Source organism: Mesorhizobium sp. P2_E6 (assembly GCF_056403835.1).
In genome coordinates, this window is the sequence record NZ_JBFUEQ010000003.1 from 384,237 (window position 1) to 400,494 (window position 16,258).

The 16,258-nt window shown below is 63.7% G+C and carries 17 protein-coding genes; 8 read left to right on the forward strand and 9 right to left on the reverse strand.

Annotated features, from left to right (window positions below):
* Positions 1 to 6 precede the first annotated feature (6 nt).
* Complete coding sequence (locus AC1D08_RS09790) at positions 7 to 2,418, reverse strand: GcvT family protein (protein ID WP_457151463.1); 2,412 nt, start codon at positions 2,416 to 2,418, stop codon at positions 7 to 9.
* A 309-nt stretch (positions 2,419 to 2,727) separates the two neighbouring features.
* On the opposite strand from AC1D08_RS09790, the gene AC1D08_RS09795 reads away from it, so the two are divergent.
* Positions 2,728 to 4,209, forward strand: coding sequence for an esterase-like activity of phytase family protein (locus AC1D08_RS09795; protein ID WP_457151464.1), 1,482 nt, complete (start codon positions 2,728 to 2,730; stop codon positions 4,207 to 4,209).
* Between the two features lie 55 nt (positions 4,210 to 4,264).
* On the opposite strand, the gene AC1D08_RS09800 is transcribed toward AC1D08_RS09795, so the two are convergent.
* On the reverse strand, positions 4,265 to 5,053 hold the full coding sequence (locus AC1D08_RS09800; RefSeq protein ID WP_457151465.1) for a L,D-transpeptidase: 789 nt from the start codon (positions 5,051 to 5,053) through the stop codon (positions 4,265 to 4,267).
* Between the two features lie 155 nt (positions 5,054 to 5,208).
* Here AC1D08_RS09800 and AC1D08_RS09805 point away from each other — a divergent pair, with 155 nt between their 5' ends.
* The 3 genes from AC1D08_RS09805 to AC1D08_RS09815 all read left to right on the forward strand — a co-directional run bounded on the left by AC1D08_RS09805 (position 5,209) and on the right by AC1D08_RS09815 (position 7,411).
* A complete protein-coding gene (locus AC1D08_RS09805) occupies positions 5,209 to 6,330 on the forward strand; it encodes an MATE family efflux transporter (RefSeq protein WP_457151466.1) in 1,122 nt (373 codons plus the stop codon).
* Positions 6,331 to 6,357: 27 nt separating this feature from the next.
* A complete protein-coding gene (locus tag AC1D08_RS09810; RefSeq protein ID WP_477423026.1) occupies positions 6,358 to 6,669 on the forward strand; it encodes a hypothetical protein in 312 nt (103 codons plus the stop codon).
* 166 nt (positions 6,670 to 6,835) lie between these two features.
* Positions 6,836 to 7,411: a TMEM175 family protein gene (locus tag AC1D08_RS09815; RefSeq protein WP_095086996.1), complete on the forward strand. Its 576-nt coding sequence runs from the start codon at positions 6,836 to 6,838 to the stop codon at positions 7,409 to 7,411.
* Positions 7,412 to 7,469: 58 nt separating this feature from the next.
* Here the strand turns inward: AC1D08_RS09815 and AC1D08_RS09820 are convergent, their stop codons facing one another.
* Positions 7,470 to 7,751, reverse strand: a complete 282-nt coding sequence (locus AC1D08_RS09820) for a hypothetical protein (RefSeq protein ID WP_184874898.1) — start codon at positions 7,749 to 7,751, stop codon at positions 7,470 to 7,472.
* Positions 7,752 to 8,013: 262 nt separating this feature from the next.
* On the opposite strand from AC1D08_RS09820, the gene AC1D08_RS09825 reads away from it, so the two are divergent.
* On the forward strand, positions 8,014 to 8,880 hold the full coding sequence (locus AC1D08_RS09825; RefSeq protein ID WP_457151468.1) for an SDR family NAD(P)-dependent oxidoreductase: 867 nt from the start codon (positions 8,014 to 8,016) through the stop codon (positions 8,878 to 8,880).
* Between the two features lie 34 nt (positions 8,881 to 8,914).
* Here AC1D08_RS09825 and AC1D08_RS09830 read toward each other — a convergent pair whose 3' ends face one another.
* The 3 genes from AC1D08_RS09830 to AC1D08_RS09840 form a co-directional block, all read right to left on the reverse strand.
* The gene (locus AC1D08_RS09830) at positions 8,915 to 9,340 is read right to left on the reverse strand and encodes a low affinity iron permease family protein (RefSeq protein ID WP_457151469.1); all 426 of its coding nucleotides are present in this window, start codon (positions 9,338 to 9,340) and stop codon (positions 8,915 to 8,917) included.
* Between the two features lie 250 nt (positions 9,341 to 9,590).
* On the reverse strand, positions 9,591 to 10,232 hold the full coding sequence (locus tag AC1D08_RS09835; protein ID WP_457151470.1) for a DapH/DapD/GlmU-related protein: 642 nt from the start codon (positions 10,230 to 10,232) through the stop codon (positions 9,591 to 9,593).
* A gap of 77 nt (positions 10,233 to 10,309) precedes the next feature.
* Positions 10,310 to 10,813, reverse strand: a complete 504-nt coding sequence (locus AC1D08_RS09840; RefSeq protein WP_457151471.1) for a CreA family protein — start codon at positions 10,811 to 10,813, stop codon at positions 10,310 to 10,312.
* A gap of 188 nt (positions 10,814 to 11,001) precedes the next feature.
* Between AC1D08_RS09840 and AC1D08_RS09845 the strand changes: the two genes are divergently transcribed.
* The 3 genes from AC1D08_RS09845 (at position 11,002) to AC1D08_RS09855 (ending at position 14,522) form a co-directional block, all read left to right on the forward strand.
* Positions 11,002 to 11,580, forward strand: a complete 579-nt coding sequence (locus AC1D08_RS09845) for an SCO family protein (protein WP_457151472.1) — start codon at positions 11,002 to 11,004, stop codon at positions 11,578 to 11,580.
* A 79-nt stretch (positions 11,581 to 11,659) separates the two neighbouring features.
* Positions 11,660 to 12,532, forward strand: coding sequence for a 50S ribosomal protein L11 methyltransferase (locus AC1D08_RS09850; RefSeq protein ID WP_457151473.1), 873 nt, complete (start codon positions 11,660 to 11,662; stop codon positions 12,530 to 12,532).
* 145 nt (positions 12,533 to 12,677) lie between these two features.
* Positions 12,678 to 14,522, forward strand: coding sequence for an aminopeptidase P family protein (locus AC1D08_RS09855; protein WP_457151474.1), 1,845 nt, complete (start codon positions 12,678 to 12,680; stop codon positions 14,520 to 14,522).
* 112 nt (positions 14,523 to 14,634) lie between these two features.
* Here AC1D08_RS09855 and AC1D08_RS09860 read toward each other — a convergent pair whose 3' ends face one another.
* The 3 genes from AC1D08_RS09860 to AC1D08_RS09870 form a co-directional block, all read right to left on the reverse strand.
* Positions 14,635 to 14,931 carry an AzlD family protein gene (locus AC1D08_RS09860; protein WP_184874906.1) on the reverse strand — a complete coding sequence of 99 codons (297 nt, stop codon included), beginning with the start codon at positions 14,929 to 14,931 and terminating at the stop codon, positions 14,635 to 14,637.
* Positions 14,928 to 15,656, reverse strand: a complete 729-nt coding sequence (locus AC1D08_RS09865; RefSeq protein ID WP_457151475.1) for an AzlC family ABC transporter permease — start codon at positions 15,654 to 15,656, stop codon at positions 14,928 to 14,930. Before AC1D08_RS09865 ends, AC1D08_RS09860 begins: the two co-directional genes overlap by 4 nt.
* Before the next feature lie 255 nt (positions 15,657 to 15,911).
* The gene (locus AC1D08_RS09870; protein WP_477423029.1) at positions 15,912 to 16,232 is read right to left on the reverse strand and encodes a hypothetical protein; all 321 of its coding nucleotides are present in this window, start codon (positions 16,230 to 16,232) and stop codon (positions 15,912 to 15,914) included.
* Positions 16,233 to 16,258 lie beyond the last annotated feature (26 nt).

Sequence of the window (16,258 nt, forward strand, 5' to 3'; positions counted from 1 at the left end):
TCCTCCTCATTGCCGCATCGCCTTGCCTTCGGGGTCGTAGGGCGAGGCCGCGATGACGCGCGCCGGCCTCTCCGTGCCGACGACATGCATCGAGAGCGCGGTGCCCTCGCCTGCGAAATCACGATCGACGAGCGCCAGCGCCAGGCTTTTGCCGACAGTATAGCCATAGCCGCCCGAAGTGACGAAGCCGACGCGCCGGCCTTGATGCCAGACCGGCTCGAAGCCGCTGGCGTCGGCGTCGATGGCATCGATCTCCAGCGTCACCAGGCATTGGCCGCTGCCGCCCTCCCGCTGTTTCAATGCCGCCTCGCGACCGGTGAAGTCACCCTTCCCAAACGCGATGAACCGGTCGAGACCGGCCTGATCGGGTGTGTAGCCCTGGGTGAATTCACGCGACCAGATGCCGAAACTCTTCTCCAGCCGCAGCGCATTCAGCGCGTAATAGCCGATCTCGGCAAGGCCGAGATCCTCGCCGGCGGCCAGCAGCGTTTCGCGCAAGCTGGCATGCATGGTGACCGGACAACTGATCTCGAAACCGAGCTCACCGGCGATCGAAAGGCGGGCAACCCGCGCGGGCACCATACCGATGTCGAATGCCCCGCAGGCCATGAACGGCAGTGCCGCGCCCGACACGTCCTGATGCGTCGTGCGCGCCAGGATTTTGCGTGCATTCGGCCCGGTCAGCAGGAAGCCGCTCATCGTGTCGGAAAGGTCTGTGACAGTGATCCCCTCCGCCGCATGGCTCTCGAACCAGCGCATGTGGAATTCCCTGAGATAGTACGAGCCCATCAGCCAATAGTCGCCGCCACCCCAGTTGATGACCGTGAGGTCGCCCTTCAGCCGCCCGTCATGGCCGAGCATCGGCGCCAGCCTCGCCTGTCCCGGCTTCGGCAGCCTGCAGGCAAGCAACTGGTCAAGCCATGCTTCGGCCCCTTGCCCCGAGACCGCATAACGCGCATAGGCCGAGATATCGACGAGACCGGCGGCACGCCGAACCTGCACCGCCTCGTCGCCGACGATGTCGAAGGCGTTGGAACGCCGCAGCGTCGTGTTCTCGCGAAACCCCATCGGTGCGAAATAGGCCGGGATTTCCAGACCCCAGGACGCCGTCCATTCGCATCCCGCCGCCGTCATGCCGTCATAGGCGCCGGGGCGTTTCAGCGGCCGGCCGGCGGGTAGCCGCTCATTGGGAAAGGTCATGACGAAGCGGCGCGAATAGAACTGGCGCGTCGTCTGCCTGAGATATTCGCGGTTGGCCGCGAAGGCGCCATAGCGGGCGATATCCATGCCGAAGATGTCGGCCTGCGGCTCACCATAGATCATCCACTCGGCCAGCGACTTGCCGACGCCGCCACCCTGGCTGAAGCCGGTCATGACGCCACAGGCAAGCCAGTAATTCTTCAGCCCGCGCACCGGCCCGACGATCGGATTGCCGTCGGGGGTGAAAGTGAAGGCGCCGTTGACCCATTTGCGGATGCCGGCCGTCCTCAGGCACGGAAAGCGCTCATAGGCCTTGGACAGTTCCGGGCTGATGCGGTCGATGTCTTCCGGGATCAGCTCGATGCCGTAATCCCATGGCGCGCCATCCATGTTCCAGTGCTTCGGGTTCTGCTCGTAGACGCCGAGCAGCACGCCCTTGCGCTCTTGCCTGAGGTAGGAAAAGCCGTCGAGATCGACCGCAAGACCGAGTTCCTTGTCGAGAGCGGCAACCTCCGGAATGTCTTCGGTGATGAAATAGTGGTGCTCCATCGGCGTCACCGGCAAGTCGACGCCGGCCATGCGGCCGAGCTGCTTTGCCCATAGCCCGCCGGCGTTGACGACATGCTCGGCCACGATCGTGCCTTGCTCGGTGACGACATCCCAGTGCCCGTCGGCACGCGCCTTCAACGCGACCACGCGGTTGCGCAGGATCACGTCGGCACCACGCTTTTTCGCGGCGCCGGCATAGGCATGCGTCGCTCCGTAAGGGTCGAGATGGCCTTCGTTGGAATCATAGAGGCCGCCGAGCACGTCGCTGACATCGACGATCGGGCAGATCTCCTTGATCTCTTCCGGTGTCACCAGGCGAGCCGTTTCGATGCCGACCGACTGGAACACGGCCCAGGCCGATTTCAGCCACTCCCAGCGCTGGGGATCGCTGGCCATGTTGACGCCGCCCGTCATGTGCAGGCCCGCGTCCTGGCCGGATTCGGCCTCGATCTCGCGATAGAGCTTGATGGTGTAGTCCTGCAGCGCCGCGACGTTGGGATCGGCATTGAGCGCGTGGAACCCGGCCGCCGCGTGCCAGGTCGAACCGGCCGTCAGTTCGGCTCGCTCGATCAGCGCCACATCGCTCCAGCCGAACCGTGTCAGATGATAGAGCACCGAGGCTCCGACCACGCCACCCCCGATGACGACTGCGCGGTAGTGCGACTTCAAGGCTTCCCTCCCCGGTTAGTCCGAAGGCTGCACCATATACGCACTGGACATATGTGTCTAGTACGATGCACGCACACCACGCTTTGTCGACTTGAGCTAGAAGGGAGTGATCAATTCTTTGGTGCGACCACAGGTTATTATCGGCGTGTGAAGAACCCGACGGGGCATTGCGCGCGCTGTCACGCAAGCATCATGTTTGCGCCGTAGACCGCTTTCGGGGAGGCGCGCGCGGCATCATCGATGCCGCACCTCTTTCAGCTCTTTCGCCATCGGCCGCTCCGGCACGCTTTGTTACAAAGAGGATCATCCATGAAACACCTGCACCGAACCGCGTCGCTCGGCGTCGCGCTGGCATTGTTCACCGCCTTGACGCCGGCGCTGGCCGACAGCACCGCGACCGTCGGCGGCATCAGCTTCGTCAACAAGGGACTGGTCGGCGTCGGCCGCATCCCGGCCAGCCAGAAGGACAAGTTCGGCGAAACGTTCGGCTCAGGTTCCGGCATGGCGATCGACACCGCCGGCTGGACGCATGGTGCCGACGGCTACAAGGGTTCGCTCTGGCTGCTGCCGGACCGCGGCTACAATGTCGTCGGCACCACCGACTACCGGCCGCGCCTCAACACGATCGGCATCGAGTTCGCGCCAACCGCGCCTGGTGCGGCACCCGCTGCCGGCCAGGAGCAGTCCGGCGTCAAGGCGACACTCGCCGACACCATGCTCCTGACCGACGACAAGGGCGCTGATGCCACGGGCCTCGACCCGCTCAACGGCGTGCGCGCAGCAAGCGGCGACATGCCGATCCTGCCCGAGGCCAACGGCAAGCTGGCGCTCGACAACGAGGCGATCGTGCGGCTAGCCGACGGCTCGATGTTCATCTCCGACGAATACGGCCCGAACATCTATCGGTTTTCCGCTGAAGGCCGCCTGCTGTCGGCGACCCAGCCGCCGGCTGCCCTCGTGCCGATGCGCCATGGCGCGCCGAACTTCGCCTCGGACAATCCAGGTCCAGGTGCTGCCGAGCCCGATCCGAAGGATCCCGATACCGGCCGACAGAACAACCAGGGCCTCGAAGGCATGGCGATGACGCCGGACGGCAAGTTCCTGATCGCCGTGCTGCAGTCGGCGCCCCGGCAGGATGGCGGCGATTCCGGCGCGACGCGCCAGAACACGCGCGCGCTGGTCTATGACGCTTCCGACCTCGCCCATCTCAAGCTGGCGCACGAATATGTCGTGCCGCTGCCGGTGTTCAAGGATGCCAAGGGCAAGACCAAGGTGGCGGCGCAGAGCGAGATCGTCGCCCTGTCCGACCAGACCTTCCTGATGCTGACCCGCGACAGCGGCAACGGCCAGGGGTTGAAGGGCGACACCTCGCTGCTTCGCCAGATCAACATCGTCGATCTCTCCGCTGCGACCGACATCGCCGGTGGCGCCTTCGACGCCGCCGACAAGCCGGTGGCACCCAAGGGCGTGCTCGACCCATCGGTGACGCCGGCCAAGCTGACGCCGTTCATCGACCTCAACGACAAGGGCGAACTCGGCCGCTTCGGCCTGCACAATGGCGCGCCGAACGACAAGAACAACCTTTCGGAAAAGTGGGAGGCGATGTCGGTGGTCAGCGTGCTCGATCCCAAGCTGCCGGACGACTATTTCCTGTTCGTGGCCAACGACAACGACTTCCTCACCCAGGACGGGTTCCAGGTCGGCGCACCCTACAAGGCCGAGGACGGCGCCGATGTCGACACCATGTTCACGGTCTATCAGGTCACGCTTCCCGGCCTCGCCAAGAAGTAACGACACGACCCAGGCGGACGCCAAGCGCGTCCGCCTACAGATCGTGAAGGCACACTTACTGCAACATCTCCGCGTCCTTCGGTACGCCCGCGTCGATCGGCTCGGCCGTCCTGTTCGACACGGCGGTGATCTTCGCGGCGGCCGACAGATTTGCGCGTACGAAGACCGGCGCGGGTCCGTTGACGCGGCCGTAGAGGTCGATGATGTCCTGGTTCATGAAGCGCACACAGCCGGACGAAGCGTTCTTCCCGATCGAATCCCACTCCGGTGTTCCGTGCAGCCGATACATCGTGTCCTTGCCGTCGCGGAAGAGATACAGCGCGCGGGCGCCTAGCGGGCTCTGCGGGCCGGGCGGCATGCCGTCCTTGTATTTCGCCAGTTCCGGCCGGCGCTGGATCATTTCCGGCGGCGGCGTCCAGACCGGCCACTTCTTCCTCGCCTGGACCACGGCGCTGCCGGTCCATCCGAAACCGGCCTTGCCCAGGCTGACGCCATAGCGGATAGCCTTGCCGCCGTCGCGCACCAGGTAGAGGAAGTGCTCGGAGACATCGACGACGATCGTGCCAGGTTTTTCTCCGGTCGGGTCGGACACGATCTGACGCACGAACTTCGGATCCATCTTGGCCACCGGGATCGCCGGCAGCTGATAGCCCTCGTCGACGCGCGCCTCATACATGGTTGCGACATCGCCGAAGGCCGGATCGCTTGGCGGCGCTGCCACTGGCGGCGTCACCACCTCCGTCGTGGTGCACGCCGAAAGAGCCACGGAGGCCGCGCCCAAAGCGGAGGCACCGAGAAACGAGCGCCTGTTCAGGCGCTTAAAAAACAGCGGAATATCGGACATGAACCCCCGGCTTACGAGTTTGATCAAGTAAGGAACGCGCCCCACGCGCCCAGAACCACTATCCGATTACGGAAGCTTTGAGAACATGATTAGATCAAGGCACGGACCGGACCTGACATAAGCCTTCGCCGAGTTGCCTTGCCATGGACGACAAGATGCCCACGCGCCGGCGCACCGGCGACCTGACCAGTGGCCCGATCCCGCGCACGCTGCTGCTGTTCGCCTTGCCGGTGCTCGGCTCCAACGTGCTGCAGTCGCTCAACGGCTCGATCAACGCCGTCTGGGTTGGCCGTTTTCTAGGCGAATCGGCGCTGACGGCTACCTCCAACGCCAACCTCGTCCTGTTCCTCATCCTCGGCACGGTGTTCGGCGTCGGCATGGCCGCCACCATCCTGGTGGCACAGTCGGTCGGCGCCCGCGACCTGCCCGAGGCGCGCCGCATCGTCGGCACCAGCGCGACCTTCTTCTTCCTCATCTCGGTCATCTTCGCGGTCTGCGGCTGGATATGGGTCGACGCCATCCTCAACACGCTCGGCACTCCGGCCGATGCCTTGCCGCTGGCGCGCTCCTATCTGCGCATCATCTTTGTCGCCGTGCCGATGATGAACCTTCTGTCCTTCGTCATGACCGTGCTGCGCGGCGCCGGCGATTCACGCACGCCCTTTTCGTTCATGGCGCTCGCCGTCGTCCTCGACATTGTGCTCAACCCGTTGCTCATCCGTGGCATCGGGCCATTCCCGGAACTCGGCATCGCTGGCTCCGCCACCGCGACGCTGATCGGCCAGACGGTCAGCGCAATCGCCATTCTGATCGTGCTCTATGTGCGCAAGCACCCGCTGCGGCTGGCCGGCGCCAACCTCGCTCTGCTGCGGCCCGACCCTGCCTTGCTGCGCATCATCGTGTTCAAGGGCGTGCCGATGGGCCTGCAGATGATCGTCATCTCGGTGGCGGCGCTGACGGTGATGGGCATCGTCAACTCCTACGGTTCGCAGGTCGCCGCCGCCTACGGCATCGCCGCGCAGCTTTGGACCTACATCCAGATGCCGGCGCTCGCCATCGGTGCGGCGGTCTCCTCGATGGCGGCGCAGAATGTCGGCGCCGGCCGCTGGGACCGGATCGGCCGCATCGCCGCCTCCGGTGTCGGCTTCAACCTGGTGCTGACCGGCGCATTGGTTGCCGTGCTTTGGCTTTTCGACCGTTCGGTGCTGAGCCTGTTCCTGAGCAACGACAGCGCTGCGATCGACATCGCCGCCCACATCAACAATGTTGCGTCCTAGTCGTTCATCCTGTTCGGCATCACCATCGTGCTGTTCGCCACCGTGCGCGCCACCGGCGCTGTGATGCCGCCGCTCATCATCCTGGTGATTTCGGTGCTGGTAGTGCGCACCGGCTTCGCCTATTTCATGCGCGGCGTAATCGGCGAGGAAGCGCTGTGGTGGAGTTTCCCGGCCGGCTCGATCACCTCGCTGGTGCTGGCCGCGGCCTACTACCGCTTCGGCCGCTGGCGCACCATGCACATGATCGAGGACAGGCCGGCTGCCGGCGAGCCGCCGGATACCGGCCTTGGCGTGCCGCGCCAGCGCGCGAATATGGCGCCCGAGATGCCCAACGGCTGAAGGACAGGCGATACCTCCGCACTTCGCCGGCAACGGCGGCGTATTGATCTTCTTCCACCCGAACCGCCCCGATCCGTTCCGTCCTCAGAGGTGGTCGCCCAGCCACATGGCGGGTAGCCGCCTGTCCCGCCATCGCGTAGATTTCGCCGACAGTGGGGGAGGACTTATGGGCAAAGGCAGGGTCGAGGCATTCACCGATGGCGTCGTCGCCATCATCATCACCATCATGGTGCTCGAGCTGAAAGTGCCGCATGGCGAGGATGTTTCCGCCCTGTTGCCGTTGTGGCCGATCTTCTTCAGCTATGTGCTGTCCTTCATCAACGTCGGGATCTACTGGAACAATCTGCACAACATGTTCCACACGGTGCAGCGCGTCGACGGCCGCGTGCTGTGGGCGAACCTCAATCTTTTATTCTGGCTGTCGCTGATGCCGGTGACGACGGCCTTCATGGGCGAGAACCACTTCGCACCGGTGCCAGTCGCCGTCTATGGCATCGATCTCGTGCTATGCGCCGTCGCCTATACGATACTGGCCGCCGCACTGCATCGCCTGCACGGCAACGAGACCGCCTTTGCCAAGGCGCTGGGCAATGACCGCAAGGGCAAGATCTCGCTGAGCCTCTACATCGCAGGCGTCCTGCTGACCTTCGTCAGTCAGTGGATCGGCGTCGCGCTTTATGTGCTGGTTGCGATGATCTGGTTTGTGCCGGATAGGCGCTTCGCCCGGGTGATCGAAAAATAGTGCTTTTTGTCTGACGCGATTCCCAGGAAAGCCGCTTCACACTTTTCCTGGAATTGCTTCACTTGCGCATCGCCTTCAGTTTTTCCGCCACCGAGGCGGCAAGGTCGGCATAGCGCTCCTCCAACCGTTCCGCCGCCTTGATGATCGAGAAATCATGGCCGAATTTCTCCAGCGCCATGCGCAGCTTCTCGACGAACTCGGCTTGTTTCTCCAGGGCGGAAAAGAGCGTTTTCACCTGCGCTTCGCTGATGTCGGGGTTGGCCAGCATCTGCGGCACCTCGCGGCTCATCTGATCGCCGGTGGCGGTCTGTTCCTTCAGAATTGCGACCCAGTCCGTCAATCAGGAAATCTCCATTTCTCACGGCAAAAGTCTCCTTTTGCCGTGGCAACATGCGCAGCCTCGGCCGGGCTGGTCAACCCGGGCCAATGCATGCCGCCCGAATGGGCGCGGTGGCGTTGGGACGACGACATGCATGAAAACAAGGCCTGAAGCGCGCCGCATAAATCCCTTCGAACCCCGATGCGCTTTACGCGCAGTGAGGCTTGCGCTGGCCAGTTCCAGCGCTAAGTTCTGCGCCATCGAAAGAAGGACCCCATAGCCCATGATCACCGACGCCGAAATCCAGACCGCCCTGCCCGCGCTTGGCCCGGGCAACACCGCCGTCATCACCGGCGCCGCCAGCGGTATTGGTCTTGCGGCCGCCAAGCGGCTTGCATTGATGGGCATGAAGATCGTGCTGGCAGACATCGGCAGCGCACGCCTTGACGACGCCTCCCGCGCCGTTTCCGCGATTGCGGGCGACGATGCTGTGCTTGCCGTTGCCGCCGACGTTTCGAACGCGGATGAAGTGGACCGTCTCGCCGAAAGAGCGTTCGGCGCCTTCGGCGACGTGTCGCTGCTGATGAACAATGCCGGCGTTGGCAACAACCCCGGAAAGCCCTGGGAAAACCGCGATGCCTGGAGGCGGCTTCTGGACATCAATTTCTGGGGCGTCGTGCATGGCGTCGAGGCCTTCGCGCCGCGCATGCTGGCCTCGGCCAAGCCCGGCCTGATCGTCAACACCGGCTCCAAGCAAGGCATCACCACACCGCCCGGCAACCTCGCCTACAATGTCTCCAAGGCTGGCGTGAAGACCTACACGGAAGGCTTGGCACACGCGCTGCGCAACGAACCCGGCGCCCATCTCGCCGCCCATCTGCTGATCCCCGGCTTCACCTTTACCGGCCTCACCGAGGGCGCGACCGAAAAACCGGCCGGCGCCTGGAGCGGCGAACAGGTCATTGATTTCATGCTGGAATCCCTGACCAGGGGCGATTTCTACATCCTGTGCCCGGACAATGAGGCGGCGCGGCCGCTGGATGAAAAGCGCATGGCCTGGGCGATCGGCGACATCATCGAGAACCGCCCGGCCCTGTCGCGCTGGCATCCGGACTACAAGGAGCCTTTCGCGGCCTACATGAAGCAATGAGCGTTCTCAGAGACTGATCCTGAATTCCAGCCTTTCAAGCCGCGTGCTTCTTCGGTCCGCGCTTCTGCGCCACGGCCTTCTTTGCCGCCATGGCAGCGATCTTCTCGTCATGCCGCCTGGCCGCACGCTCGCATTTGTCACGGATCTCCTCGACCTCCGATTCGGTCAGATGTTCGATGCCGATGAAGTTGTTGTGGCCCTCGCTGACGCGGATCAGCTCGTCGAGCTTGGCCTGGATCGCCGCGCCGTCGCGGTTCTGGGTGTTCTGGATGAGAAAGACCATCAGGAAGGTGATGATGGTCGTGCCGGTGTTGATGACGAGCTGCCAGGTGTCCGAAAAGCCGAAGAACGGCCCGGTCACCGCCCAGACGACGACGATCAGGCAGCAGGCGGCAAACGTCAGCGGCAGGCCGGTGACATGGGCGACCCAGTTGGCGATCTTGGTGAAAAGCTTTTCCATGTGTCGAAATCCCTCAACGCAGCGGCACGATGAGAAACAACCGGCGACCGCTTCAGGTTCCCGGCGCAAACAAATACGTCAGGCGCAATTGGCTACACGCATAAAGGGAACAAGGCGGAAACACGCCTTATGGCTTCAATGCCACAATAGCGGCACAGGCAAGAGTGCCTGTTCCTTCCGCTACCCAGCGGGTTATCTCCAGCCCCTTCCGCCGCGCCACCCCCGCATGGCGGAAGGGGTTTCAGTCCGGTCAGATGGCGTCGTTTTCCCAGCGGTCGAGGAACGCCTCGATCGGCAATGCCTGCATGTCGGGAACCGCCCTGGCGAGCTTTTCGACCGGCCAGTCCCACCACGCGAGCGCTTCGATCCGAGCCGCGACAGTGGCCGGGAAGCGTGATCTGAGCGGTCTGGCCGGCACCCCGGCGACGATGGCGTAGGACGCTACATCATGCGTCACCACCGCATTGGCGCCGATGACGGCGCCATTGCCGATGGTGACCCCGGGCATGATCACCGCGCCATGGCCGATCCAGACATCATGGCCGATGGTCACTGCTTTCGCCTGCCGCCGCTCGCGGAATGCGGCGTCGACGCCCAGCCAGCGAAAATACTCGTTCGGCCGGTAACTGACCTTGTGCTGGGTCAGCCGCTGGATGGGGTGCTCCAGCGCGTTGATGCGGCTGTTTGAAGCGATCGAACAGAATTTGCCGATCGTCGTGTAGATCGCTTCGGCGTGGCGCTCGAAATAGGAGAAGTCGCCGACGCTCACCTCGCGCAGCACCACCCGCTCGCCGATCGAGGCATAGCGGCCGAGCTTGCAGGCCTTCAGCTCCGCGGTCGGATGGATGCGCGGCTCGGAATCCTTCGGGACGAGATTTTCGGAACGGTCCATGCGGGCGGCTTTACCCCTAGGCGGTTGGTCCCGCAAGCGGGACCAACCGTCCGTAAGCTCGGTTCCAGCCGACCCACCTATTTCGGCTTGCCGCTGGTCCACACCACGTTCTGGCCGTAGAGCGGCACGGTGGTGACCGACATCTTGGCCGAGCCGTTCTGCACTTGGCGTGAATGCGACAGGTAGATCAGCGTCTCGTTGGCCTTGTCGTAGATGCGGTTCACCACCTGCTTCTTCCAGATCAGGCTGATGCCTTGCTTGAACACTTCCTCGCCGCCTTCGCTCATATCGATGTCGCCGATGGTGATTGGGCCGGTCTGGCGGCAGGAGATCGATGAATCGGACGGATCCTCGAACCAGTTGCCCTTATGCAGGCGGTCGATGATGCCACGATCGAAATAAGCGACGTGACAGGTGACGCCCTCCACCTTCGGATCCTTGATCGCCTCGACGATGATGTCGTTGCCCAGCCAGTCGACACCGACCTTGCCGACTTCATCGGCCACCGCCGTGCCAGCGCCAAGGACAACGCACGCGGCCAACGCGCCGCCGATCAGTTTCCGCCCAATCAGTGCTTGCAAGGGAGCCTCCTGCTTCGAGTTGCCGGTCACAGGTGGGGCGACCAACCCCGCTTTGCAAGCATATACATCGACACCACTGCGGTTGCGGCAACGCGGCACTTTGCCTGGACGGGGTCGAACCGTTAAGACTGTCATGCTGGCGCGGCCTTGGGCCGGCGCCGCGATGATTCTGCGGACGGACCTTACTGATGATGCGTTCTATTCTGGTCGGCATTCTCGTCCTGATGGCGGCCGGCATCGGCTGGCTGACCTTCGACTGGTACCGCGGCCACTATGGAGGTGAGCCCTTCGGCGCCGCCTTCACGTTGGTCGACCAGAAAGGCGCGCCGATCACCGAGGCCGCCTTCAGGGGTCAGCCCAGCGTCGTCTTCTTCGGCTTCACCCATTGCCCCGAAGTCTGCCCGACCACGCTGTTCGAACTGGCCGGCTGGCTGAAGACACTCGGCGACGACGGCAAGAACCTGCATGCCTATTTCGTCTCGGTCGATCCGGAGCGCGACACGCCCGATGTGATGAACGCCTATGTCAGCAATTTCTCCGACCGCATCGTCGGCATCACCGGCGATCCGGACAAGGTCCATGCCATGGCCAAGTCGTTCGGCATCTACTGGAAGAAAGTCGACACCGGCGACGGCGACTACACGATGGACCATACCGCCTCGGTGCTGCTGCTCAACGCCAAGGGCGACTTTGCCGGCACCATCGCCTATGGCGAAAGCGCCGACACGGCCGTCGCCAAGTTGAAGCGACTGGCCGAGGGCGCATGATCCCGAACCGAAGGACCGCGTCAGCGAAAAGTGGAACCGGTTTTCGGACAAGATCATGCTCGAGCAAGACACTTAATCCATGACCCAGACGCGGCTTCATTTCATCACCGGAAAGCTCGAATCTGTCAGCATTTTCGCGGCGTTCGAGGCGGCCTTCGAGGATGAAGGCCTGCCGATCGCCGTGCTGGAGGTCGATGAAGATCGCGACATTTACGAAGTGTCGCTCTATGCCGATGGCGACGTCGATGCCGTCGAGGCGCGGGCCAAGGACATCCTTGCCGGCCTTTCCATCGCGAAGCCGATCGGCCGCGAGGCCCTGCCCGACATCGACTGGGTGGCACGCTCGCTGGAAGGCTTGAAGCCGGTGCGCGCCGGCCGTTTCTTCGTCCACGGCGCGCATGACCGCCGGAAGCGCCACAGCGGCGAACTCGCCATCGAGATCGAGGCGGGTCTTGCCTTCGGCACCGGCCACCACGGCACCACCGCCGGCTGCCTCGAAATGCTGGAAAAGGTCATGCGCCGCGAGCACCCGCGCAATGCGCTCGACCTCGGCACCGGCAGCGCGGTGTTGGCCATCGCCGTCGCCAAGCTGGCGCACATCCCGGTGCTGGCCACTGACATCGACCCGGTGGCGGTCAGGGTGGCTGCCGCCAATGCGCGGCTCAACCACGTCAAGGCGCTGGTGGAGACGGTGACCGCGCCGGGCTTTCACCACCCGATCTTTGGCAAGCGCGCGCCCTTCGATCTCATCGTCGCCAACATATTGGCGCGGCCGCTGATGCGGCTTGCACCGCAAATGGCCGATCACATCGCACTTGGTGGCTCGATCGTGCTGTCAGGCATCCTCGAGCGCCAGCGCAACGCCGTCGTCTCGGCCTATGTCGGCCAGAACTTCCGCCACGTGCGCACCTTGCACCGCGAGGGCTGGGTGACGATCCACCTCAAGCATTGAGGCCGACACGCCGGCAACGACCCAGCTTGGACCAAGCCCGGCCGGTTGTCAGTCAAGCGATGCTGTAGCAGGTTGCGCCAGCCGGAAATCGATTCCGATTTTCAGGCCCATGCGCTACATCAGTGCCGAATTCAGGGAGGCCACAATGTTCCAGACCTTCGATTCCGCGGGCGATCCGGCAGTCGGCAAGCCGCGCGTCGTGCTGCTGCGCCATTGGCTGGCCGCCAACGGGCTGGACGGCTTCATCGTGCCGCGCGCCGACGAACATCAGGGCGAGTATGTCGCCGATCGCTCGGCGCGGCTGAAATGGCTGACCGGTTTCAGCGGCTCGGCCGGTGTCGCCATCGTGCTGCGCGACCGCGCCTTCGTCTTTGTCGACGGGCGCTACACCCTGCAGGTGCGCCACGAGGTCGATCTCAACATCTTTTCGATCGAAAGCCTGGTCGACAACCCGCCAACCGCCTGGCTCAGGGACAATCTGGGTAAGGGCGCACGGCTCGGATTTGACCCGTGGCTGCACACGATCAGTGAGGTCAAGGCACTGCAGGCCTCGGCCGACAAGACCGGCGCTGTGCTGGTGCCGCTCGACAAGAACCCGATCGACATCATCTGGAAGGACCAGCCCGAGGCGCCGGTGGCGCCGGTCGAGCTCCACCCGATCGGCTTTGCCGGCGAACTCGCCAAGGACAAGCTGGCGCGGTTGGCAACGGCGATCGCCAAGGACGGCGCCACCCATGCGGTGCTGACCGACCCCTCCTCCATCGCCTGGGCCTTCAACATCCGTGGCGGTGACGTGCCGCATACACCGCTGGCGCTCGGCTTCGCCATCCTCGCAGCCGACGGATCGCATCAGCTGTTCATGGACGGGCGCAAATTCTCGCGCCAGGTCGAGGCCTATCTCACGCAGCTCGCCGAGCCACATGAGCCCGGCGAATTCGAAGCGGCGATCGTGGCCCTTGCCAAGGGTGGCGCGAAGATCGCGCTCGACCCGGTGCTGGCGGCCGACAGGCTGCGCATGTTGGTCGAAGACAATGGCGGCACGGTGGTTGCAGCAGCCGACCCCGCCCGCATTCCGCGCGCCACCAAGAACCAGGCCGAGATCAACGGTTCCCGCGCCGCGCATCGGCGCGATGGCGCTGCAGTGGCGAAGCTTTTGTGCTGGCTGGAGCGCCAAAAACCCGGCTCGCTCGACGAGATTGCCGTGGTGACCAGGCTTGAAGAGACGCGCCGGCAGACGGGCGAGGAAACCCAGATGCCGCTGCGCGACGTCTCTTTCGACACCATTTCCGGCGCCGGCCCGAACGGCGCCATCATGCATTACCGTGTGTCGCGCGCCACCAGCCGCAAGCTGCAGGCCGGCGAATTGTTCCTGCTCGATTCCGGCGGCCAGTATCAGGACGGCACCACCGACATCACCCGCACGGTGCCGATCGGCCAGCCGACCGAGGAAATGCGCGAACGCTTCACGCTGGTGCTGAAAGGCATGATCGGCATTTCGACGCTGCGTTTCCCCACCGGCACGCGCGGCTCGGAAATCGACGCCGTCGCCCGCATGTCGCTGTGGAAGCACGGCTGCGACTTCGCCCACGGCACCGGCCACGGCGTCGGCTCGTACCTGGCCGTGCATGAGGGACCGCAGCGCATTGCCCGCACCGGCACCGAAAAGCTGCTCGAAGGCATGATGCTGTCCAACGAGCCCGGCTACTACAAGGAAGGCTCCTACGGCATCCGCATCGAGAACCTGATCCTCGTGACGCCGGCGGAACAGGTCGAGGGCGGCGACATCGCCATGCACGGCTTCGAGACGCTGACGCTGGCGCCGATCGACATCCGCCTGGTGCGCACCGATCTGCTGACGCGCGACGAATTGCACTGGCTCGACGCCTACCATGCCCGCGTGCTGGCTGAGATCGGACCGATGCTCGACGGCGAAACGTTGGCCTGGCTGGAAAAGGCGACCGCGCCGCTGCCTCACGACGCGAAGATCTGATGATGGCGAAAGCTTCAAGGCAGGCGTCTTTCTCCCCGTTCTACGGGGAGAAATGCCCGGCAGGGCAATGAGGGGCAGCGCCAACCATCGAAACGGTCGCGCGGCAGAATTCCTACCCGACGAACTGCCGCGCCAGTATCAGCACCGCCGCGCCGGCGAGAAACATCGACATCAGCCCGCCGCGCAGCGAAACCACGGCGGTGACAACCAGTGCTGCCCATTCCGCCGGTCCGGCGTTCAACAGCTCCGGCGCGACCAGTGTCGTCAGCACCGCCGCCGGCACGGCATTGAGGCCGGCTTCGACGCGCGGATGGATGTTCTCGAAACGGGAGATGACCAGATGCCCGCCGATGCGCGTCAGATAGGTCGCGATCGCACCGGCGATGATGATCCAGAATGTCGTGCTCATGGCCGTGCCTTCACGCCGCTGTGGTGAGGTGGCAGGATGACGGCGAGCAGCACACCGGCAATTGCGCCGATCGAGACGTGCCAGGGCGAGCCGACCGTCTTGTAGGCAATGATCGAGGCGGCGGCGCTGGCAATGACCACCGGCAGCCACAGCGGTCGCTTGCGAAAGCCCAGGACAAGGCCGAGAAAATAGATCGGCAGCAGGAAATCGATCCCCAGCGCATGCGTGTCGGGGATCAGCTTGCCGAACACCGCGCCAATCGCGCTTTCGATCACCCAGAACACATAGACCGGCAGGCCAAGTCCGAGATACCAGGCGAAGCCGACCGTCTGGCCGGATTGTGCCCTCGCCTCGGCCACGGCGAACTGCGGATCGGTGAGGATGAAATAGCCGAGCGCCTGCTCGATGATGGGCCAGTGCGCGATGCGCCGGCCGATACCGGCGGAATAGAGCACGTGACGGAAATTGACGGCGAAGATCGACAGCACGATCAGCCAAGGCGCGACATGCTGGCCGAACAGCTGGATGCCGACCATCTGGCTGGCGCCGCCATAGACCAGCGCGCTCATCAGAAAGGCCTCGAGGACTGAGAAGCCATTGTCGACCGCAAGCGCCCCGAACAGCACCGCGAATGGCGCCGACGCCACCACGACAGGCATCGACAGCCGCACACCTTGCCAGAAATCGCTTTTCACGCTGCTTTCGGAAATTACGTCCGTCGCCATCGACTGCTCCTACTGCATGTCGCCCAAAAGTGGCCCCGGTTTTGGGACAGCGACATGCATAAAACAAAGACCTAAAGCGCGCGACGCGCTTTAGATAACGGCGGATGTAGGTGGCGTGGCCTGCCTTGTCACACGAATTCGCTTGAGCCAAATGATCAGCGGAAATGATCCAGGGCCGCTTTTTCGTAGCCCGGTCAAAGCGGTCGCGTTGGAACGGATTCAAGCGCTGCCCTACCGCTACATCGCCGATCTTCTCTATATGAGGTTTTCTTCCTTCAAGAACTCAACGACAAACCTAAACGCCAAAACTGCCGAACTGTCTCGTGACGTCACATCGTGAATGACAGCGGCAATCTTCGGTAAACAGCCTGCGACTGGTATCTCGTCGTCGTCTGGTTCGTCTAACCCACGATTTCGATTTATTTTTTCCGCCTGCCGGTGGATCGCGGCCATAACTTCCGAATCTGTCTTTACGATCTCGGCGACCTGGTAGAATTCGGCATCAGTCAGAAACTCGCGCTGAGGCGTTCCGTCGGGCAACGGATTTTTGCGAAATTCGATCTTGCAATCCGACATTTCGTTGTCCCTCGGCTACCCCATTA